General features: G+C 63.6%; 2 protein-coding genes. Both read right to left on the bottom strand.

What is annotated here, in order from left to right; all coding sequences use genetic code 11:
- Positions 1 to 311 precede the first annotated feature (311 nt).
- Positions 312 to 1532: an MFS transporter gene (locus EOA85_RS33675; RefSeq protein ID WP_127212578.1), complete on the bottom strand. Its 1221-nt coding sequence runs from the start codon at positions 1530 to 1532 to the stop codon at positions 312 to 314.
- Positions 1529 to 2029 carry a transcription antitermination factor NusB gene (nusB, locus tag EOA85_RS33670; RefSeq protein WP_029353406.1) on the bottom strand — a complete coding sequence of 167 codons (501 nt, stop codon included), beginning with the start codon at positions 2027 to 2029 and terminating at the stop codon, positions 1529 to 1531. Before nusB ends, EOA85_RS33675 begins: the two co-directional genes overlap by 4 nt.
- Positions 2030 to 2032: the final 3 nt, after the last annotated feature.

Here is a 2032-nt window from a genome sequence, read left to right as displayed (position 1 = left end):
AGAGCCGCGCCGGCCAAAACCTTGACTGAAAACATTTCACAAATCCCTTGCTGAGAACCGGACTACGGCTGCCGCATATCAGCATGGCTTCAATGCTCCGTCGGGGTACACGGTTTCATAAGAAGGGGCATGGGCGCAATAATTGTTCGGAAGCGGGTGAGCTCGCGGCTGCCTCGTCCCGACATCGTCATGTCACTACAACGCCGCGCGTCTGCTTGGACGCGCAAAGGACGCTGTAGCACTTTTGATTTTGCGCATGATCCCCAGCGAAATCGATTCCGATTTCGCCGAAGCGAACCTTCGGTTCGGGGTCATGTGCTGGTCGGCCGCGCGCTTGTCATCTTCAACACACCCAGTGCCACGAAGCACAGCACCGTCACCGGGAAGATGACCCAGTTCAGCATCTCCCAGCCCCAGGCGTTGTAGACGGTGCCCGACATCAGCGATGCGAAAGCGACGGAGCCGAACAGGACGAAGTCGTGAAAACCCTGGACCTTGCCCTTTTCGGATGGCCGGTAGCTGTCGGCGACCATGGCAGTGGCGCCGATAAAGCCGAAATTCCAGCCGAGGCCGAGCAGGATCAGCGCCGTCCAGAACTGCCACAGTGCCAAGCCCGACAGCGCCACCACTGCGCAGCCGACGAGCAACACAAGTCCGGTTGCGACGATCCGTTCGGCGCCGAAGCGATAGATCAGCGAGCCGGTGAAGAAGCTCGGCGCGAACATCGCCATCACATGCCAGGAAATGCCGAGCGTGGCGTCGTCCGTCGACAGGCCGCAGCCGACCATGGCGAGCGGTGCGCCGGTCATGACGAAGCTCATCAGCGCGTAGCTGCCGACGGCACAAAACAGCGCCGCCACGAAACGCGGCCTTGTGACGATCTCGGAGAGCGGCCGCGCATCGCTGTCGGCGATTTCCACCTTGCCGGCTGCCTTGGCCGGGATGCGCAGGAACGACAGGATGGCGGCGCCGACAGCTGCCAGCCCCAGGATCGACGCGAACGAGCCGGCAAACATCACCGGCGCAAACAATTCGCGGGTGAAGATGACGATCTGCGGCCCAAGGATGGCGGTGACGATGCCACCGGCCAGCACGAAGGAAATGGCGCGCGCCTTGAATTCAGAAGGCGCGTTGTCGGCGGCGGCGAAGCGGAATTGCTGGACGAAGGCACCGCCGATGCCGATCACCAGCAGGCCGAAGGCGAAGAGCCAAAAGCTGGCTTGAAACAGCGCCAGCGTGGCGATCAGACCACCGAGCGCAGTGACGATCGTGCCGGTCATGAAGCCGTCGCGCTGGCCGAGCCGGCGGATGATGGCGGCGGCCGGCAAGGCGCCGAGCGCCACGCCGACGTTGAAGCCGGTGATCGGTGCGGTCGCCAGAGACTTGTCGGAGCCAAGCAGATAATGTCCGGCCAACCCGCCCACGGAAATGGCGATCGGTGCGGCCGAACCGATAATCGCCTGCGAAGCGGCAAGAATGAGCGCCGTGCGGCGCGCTTCCTTGCCAGCCTCGGCGATAGCGACGGCCGTCATGAAGCGTCCTTGCCACGCCCTTCGCCGCGCACCCGGCGCGACACGCGATCGAGCACCGCGTTGACCAGCTTCGGCTCGTCTTCTTCGTAAAACGCCTTGGCGATGTCGACATATTCCGAAACGATGACAGCCACCGGCACGTCCTCTCGCTTCATCAGTTCGTAGACGCCGGCGCGCAATATGGCGCGCAGCGTCGAATCGAGCCTGGACAGCGGCCAGTCCTCGGTCAGCGCCTGGCGGATGACCGGATCGATGGTTTTCTGGTTCTCGACGACGCCGGCGAGGATGGCGCGAAACCATTGTGCGTCCGCCTCGCGATAGAGCGCGCCGTCGACTTCCTTGCCGAGCCTGAATGCCTCATATTCGGCGGTGATTTCGAAGACGCCGCTGCCGGCCACATCCATCTGATAGAGCGCCTGCACTGCGGCCAGACGGGCAGCACCGCGCTTGTTGGCGAGGCGTGCTGCGGCCTGGCCGGGTGATGCGGGCCCGCTCACGAT

It is taken from the genome of Mesorhizobium sp. M5C.F.Ca.IN.020.29.1.1, assembly GCF_003997375.1.
In the GTDB taxonomy this organism is placed as follows: Bacteria; Pseudomonadota; Alphaproteobacteria; order Rhizobiales; family Rhizobiaceae; genus Mesorhizobium; species Mesorhizobium wenxiniae.
The sequence above is the reverse complement of the archived record's forward strand: the minus strand, read 5'-3'. Positions and strand labels throughout refer to the sequence as shown.

Excerpts from the sequence above, each read along its gene's own strand:
- EOA85_RS33675 (WP_127212578.1), bottom strand. The coding sequence starts at position 1,532 with ATGACGGCCGTCGCTATCGCCGAGGCTGGCAAGGAAGCGCGCCGCACG.